Raw genomic sequence first — 4,707 nt, forward strand, 5'->3', positions numbered from 1 at the left:
CCGCCTCGGCGCCGGTCGCACGGCGGTGGCGGCGGGCACGCCGTCGCCGCTGTCCGCCGGCCGGGTGGTCCAGCGGCGCAGCTCCTCCCGGTACGCCGGGTCGGCCAGCTCCGCGTCGGCGGCCCGGCCCGTGGAGACGGCAAGCATCGGCATCTGGTCCGGCCGTACCACGTGCAGGTACGCGCCCTCCGCCTCGACCGCGTCACCGAGGCGGGCCAGGACCGCTTCGGGAACCGGGCGGTCACCGTACGCGCGACGGTCGGTGCGCCGGCGGGGGATCGCGTCGACCAGCCGACCCGCCGGCACGTCCAGGTCCGCCGGTCCGGTGGTGCGCAGCCGGGCCAGCAGCGCCGGGTCGCCCGCGTCGGGCATCCGTTCCACGGTGACCGTCCACCCGGCGGCGGTCAGCGAGACGCGGGCGTGGTGCAGGGCCGCTCCGCAGCTCAGCGTGAGCAGCCGGCCGTCCGGGTCGATGTGGGCGAGCTGCCGGTCCGGGTCGGCGCGCAGCTCCAGCGCGTCCGGGGTGACCCGCCAGCGCCAGGGCTGGGTGTTGAAGACCGAGGGGGCGTGCAGGGACTGCCGGGCCGCGGCCTCCAGCACCCGTACCGTCGGGGTCTGCTCGACACCGGTCGATGAGCGGTCCATGGTGGCGCCTCCTCGTTGCTCGTCCCCTTCCGACCCTGCCCGCCGGCGCGGGTGGGGGACAGGGCCGGAGGACCCGGGGGTTCGGGGCAGGTGGCCCGGGACCCGGCGGACGGTCAGGCGGGAGCGTCGCCCTGCTCCGCCGGCACGGCGAGCGCGATGGTGAGGTCGAGGACGGTGGCCGGGTCGTGCAGGCGGTCGCCGAACAGCTCCCGCAGCTTGCCCATCCGGTAGCGGACCGTCTGCGGGTGCACGAACAGGTCTGCTGCCACGTCGTCGCGCCGTCCCTGGTGCAGCAACCACGACCGCAGCGTCTCGGCGAGCCGGTGCGCGGTGGCCGGTGGCAGGGCGGCCAGCGGGGCGAGGGCCTGTGCGCGCAGGTCGGCCAGGGCCTCCGGATCCATGCTGAGCAGCAGCGTGGCCAGGTGCCGCTCGGTGTCGACCGGGCCTGCGTCCGGCTCGCCGAGGCCGAGCGCGAGCGCTCGGGTGGCCCGCTGGTACGACGCGGCGACCCGGTGCCACGGCCGGGCCGGGCCGAGCACCGCCCGGTGCCCGTGCAGCAGGCGGATGAGCTGACGTCGCCGCCCGCCGTGCGCGTCCGGGACCAGCAGCACCGCCAGTTCCTCGGCCGGACTCATCCCGGGCAGGTCCTCGCCGCTCTCCAGCGTGTGCGGGTTGAGCAGGGCGAGCACCGCGCGCAGGTGCCGGCGGGGCAGCAGCACCACGGTCAGCGTCTGCGGCAGCGGCCAGTCGGCCCGTTCGGCGCTGGCCCGCAGCGACTCCTCCGGGTCGCCGGCGAGCAGCTGCTGGGTGAGCCGTTCCAGGCTGCGGCGGCGCATCCGGCCGGCGCTGGCCAGCTCGTCGGCGTGCCCGGCCACGCTGGCCGCCGACAGCTCGTCGATGTACGCGAACATCAGCTCGGCGAACTCGGCCACCGTCTCGGCGGCCGACCCGCTGCGCACCGTGGTGGTGGAGACCTCCCGCCAGGCCACCCGGGCCCCCACCCGGTACGCGGCCAGCAAGGCGTCCATGCTCCGCCCCGAGCGGGCCTCGCCGCTGCCCAGCGCGTACGCGGCCTCCAGCGCGGGGGCCAGGGGAGTGCTCGGGTCGGCCGGGTGGGTACCCTCGATGAGCTGGAGGAACGTGCCGAGCGCGATGCGTACCGCGTTCTCGATCTTCTCCCGCATGGCCCCGGTCAGCGCGCCCGAGTAGTCCGGAACCTCGGCGGTGATCGCGGTGACCGTCCGCTCGGCGACCATCGGCAGTCGTCCGCGCAGCGTCGCCGCCACCTCGACGTCGAGATCAAGATGGGCCGCCCGCTGACCCCTCCCGGTCTCCTGCGTCATCTTGTTCCCCTCGAACAAAAACCTGCGACCGTTTCACCTTTGCCGGTCAAGATGTTATGCGATTGGGCAGCCACGCTGGTCATATGACCACAACTGCCCACCGCCGCCCCCAGAAGGTCTCCTTCCGGGACAGGCTGCTGCGGCTGGCCGGCACGGTCACCACGCCGCTGCTCCCGGACGACTACCTCGACATGGTCGCGCCGCTGCGCGCGGGCGCCCCGCTGCGGGGGCGCGTCGTCGCCGTCCGCCCGGAGACCCGGGACGCGGCCACGCTGGTGATCCAACCCGGTCGCGGCTGGCAGGGCCACCTGCCCGGGCAGTACGTGCGGCTCGGCGTGGACGTCGACGGGGTGCGGCAGTGGCGCGCGTACTCGGTCACCTCGGCGCCGGGCGCGGCCGACGGCCGGATCAGCGTCACGGTGAAGGCCATCCCCGACGGCAAGGTCAGCAACCACCTGGTCCGTCGGCTCCGGCCGGGCACGATCGTCCAGCTCGACCAGGCCCAGGGGGACTTCGTGCTGCCTGCGGCGACCCCGGAACGGATCCTGTTCCTCACCGCCGGCAGCGGCATCACCCCGGTCATGGGCATGCTCCGGTCCGGGCTGGCGGACCGGTCCGACGTGGTGCTGGTGCACTCGGCCCCCACCCGCGACGACGTCATCTTCGGCGCCGAACTGCGGGCGCTGGCCGAGCGCGGTACGGTACGGCTGGTCGAGCGGCACACCGACACCTCCGGCCTGCTCGACGTGGCCGAGCTGGACGACCTCGTACCCGATCACGCGCAACGCCACACCTGGGCCTGCGGCCCGGTCGGCCTGCTGGACGCGGCCGAGGCGCACTGGGCGGCGCGCGACGCCGCCGAACTGTTGCACACCGAGCGGTTCCGTCCCACGGTGATCACGCCGGGCGAGGGCGGCACGGTGACCTTCACCGGGGCGGGGGTGACCGTCGAGGCCGACGGCGCCACCACCCTGCTCGACGCGGGGGAGAACGCGGGGGTGCTCATGCCCTCGGGCTGCCGGATGGGGATCTGCTTCGGCTGCGTCGTGCCGTTGCGCCAGGGCGCCGTACGCGACCTGCGCAACGGCGACGTCACCACGGCCGTGCCGGGTGACGGCGTCGCCATCCAGACCTGCGTGTCGGCGGCCGCCGGTACCTGCGACATCGATCTCTGAAGGAGCCACCGACGTGACCGTGATCCAGAAGAAGGCCGACAACCCGATCGCCCACCTGAGCGCCGAGGACATCGAGATCATCGGCAAGGAACTGGACGCGATCCGGGACCGGGTCCTCGCCGACCGGGGGGAGCGGGACGCCCGCTACATCCGCAAGGTGATCAAGACGCAGCGGACGCTGGAGATCAGCAGCCGGGCGGTGCTGCTCTTCTCGCTGTTCCCGCCGGCCTGGATCGTCGGCACGGCCGGCCTCACGGTGGCCAAGATCCTCGACAACATGGAGATCGGGCACAACGTCCTGCACGGCCAGTGGGACTGGATGCGTGACCCGAAGATCCACTCCACCACCTGGGAGTGGGACCACGTCTCCCCGGCCGACCAGTGGAAGCAGTCGCACAACGAGCTGCACCACCGCTTCACCAACGTGGTCGGCAAGGACAACGACCTCGGGTACGGCATCATGCGTGTCGACGAGGACCAGCCCTGGCACCCGATGCACCTGGGTCAGCCGGTGTGGAACCTGCTCAACGCGTGCTTCTTCGAGTACGGCATCGCCGCGTACGACATGGAGCTGGGCGACCACCTCAAGCAGAAGCGGCTCAAGGAGCCGGCGTTCCGGGCCAAGGCCAGGGCGGTCGGCCGCAAGATCCGCCGCCAGGTGCTCAAGGACTACGTGGTGCACCCGCTGCTGTCCGGTCCGTCGTTCCTGTCCACGCTCGCCGCCACGTTCACCGCGAACCTGCTGCGCAACGTGTGGAGCCACTCGGTGATCATGTGCGGTCACTTCCCGAACGGCGTGGAGACGTTCGAGAAGACCTCGATCGAGGGCGAGACGCGCGGCGAGTGGTACCTGCGGCAGATGCTCGGCTCGGCCAACATCAGCGGCCCCCGCCTGCTGCACCTCATGACCGGCAACCTGTCCTTCCAGATCGAGCACCACCTCTTCCCCGACCTGCCCAGCAACCGCTACCAGGAGATCGCCCCGCAGGTGCGGGCGCTGTTCGACAGGTACGGCCTGCGGTACACCACCGGACCGCTGCCCAAGCAGGTCGCCTCCGCCTGGTGGAAGGTGATCCGGCTGTCGCTGCCCAACCGGCGCGACCGTCGGCAGCCGGCCGCCCCGGCCCCGCTGGTCCCCTCCGGCGCCGTCTGACCGGACCGTGCACGGCGGGTGAACGTTCGCCCGCCGGCACCTGCACACTCGATGTCCTCCCAGCTCAGGGCGTTTTCACTACGGTCCCGGCGGGGTCGCGTCCCCGTACACTCGCGGCCGGTGTGGCCGACGAGCTGAAGGGGTGTGGTCGCCGATGGACCGCGACGCCGGGACGCCCCGCGCCCGCCGCCGGGTGGTGATGCTCGTCGACAACGCCGTCGAGGGCGACTCGCGGGTGCAGAAGGCCGCGCGGTCCGCCGCCGACGCCGGTTGGGACGTGACCCTGCTCGGCTGCGCCCACGTCGACGCCGAGCGTCGCTGGCAGCTCGGCGACGCCGAGGTGCGCGTCCTGCCGCTCGACGCCCCCCGCCCCACCCCCTCCGGCGTGGCC

Annotated in this window: 4 protein-coding genes and 1 pseudogene; 3 read left to right on the forward strand and 2 right to left on the reverse strand. The window is 73.3% G+C overall.

Features of this window, described 5'->3' with window-relative positions:
• Both HUW36_RS26015 and HUW36_RS26020 read right to left on the reverse strand, forming a co-directional pair.
• Positions 1–645, reverse strand: a 645-nt coding sequence (locus HUW36_RS26015) for an Acg family FMN-binding oxidoreductase (protein ID WP_425487267.1), incomplete at its 3' end; no start/stop codon positions are given.
• Between the two features lie 113 nt (positions 646–758).
• Entirely contained in the window at positions 759–1,988 is a 1,230-nt protein-coding gene (locus tag HUW36_RS26020; RefSeq protein ID WP_174530559.1) for a PucR family transcriptional regulator, read from the reverse strand.
• Positions 1,989–2,071: 83 nt separating this feature from the next.
• Here HUW36_RS26020 and HUW36_RS26025 point away from each other — a divergent pair, with 83 nt between their 5' ends.
• From HUW36_RS26025 to HUW36_RS26035, 3 genes and pseudogenes are all read left to right on the forward strand, one after another.
• Positions 2,072–3,163 (forward strand): ferredoxin reductase, encoded by a 1,092-nt coding sequence (locus tag HUW36_RS26025; RefSeq protein ID WP_174530560.1) that lies wholly within the window; start codon positions 2,072–2,074, stop codon positions 3,161–3,163.
• A gap of 13 nt (positions 3,164–3,176) precedes the next feature.
• Complete coding sequence (locus HUW36_RS26030) at positions 3,177–4,316, forward strand: fatty acid desaturase family protein (protein WP_174530561.1); 1,140 nt, start codon at positions 3,177–3,179, stop codon at positions 4,314–4,316.
• A 154-nt stretch (positions 4,317–4,470) separates the two neighbouring features.
• Positions 4,471–4,707: pseudogene (locus tag HUW36_RS26035) on the forward strand (glycosyl transferase family 1); the annotation flags it as partial.

Origin of the sequence: Micromonospora maritima (genome assembly GCF_902825405.1) — a bacterium.
Classification (GTDB): domain Bacteria; phylum Actinomycetota; class Actinomycetes; order Mycobacteriales; family Micromonosporaceae; genus Micromonospora; species Micromonospora maritima.

Bases quoted from the DNA above. Each gene is read 5' to 3' on its own strand.
- HUW36_RS26020 (WP_174530559.1), bottom strand. From the start codon at position 1,988: ATGACGCAGGAGACCGGGAGGGGTCAGCGGGCGGCCCATCTTGATCTC.
- HUW36_RS26025 (WP_174530560.1), top strand. From the start codon at position 2,072: ATGACCACAACTGCCCACCGCCGCCCCCAGAAGGTCTCCTTCCGGGAC.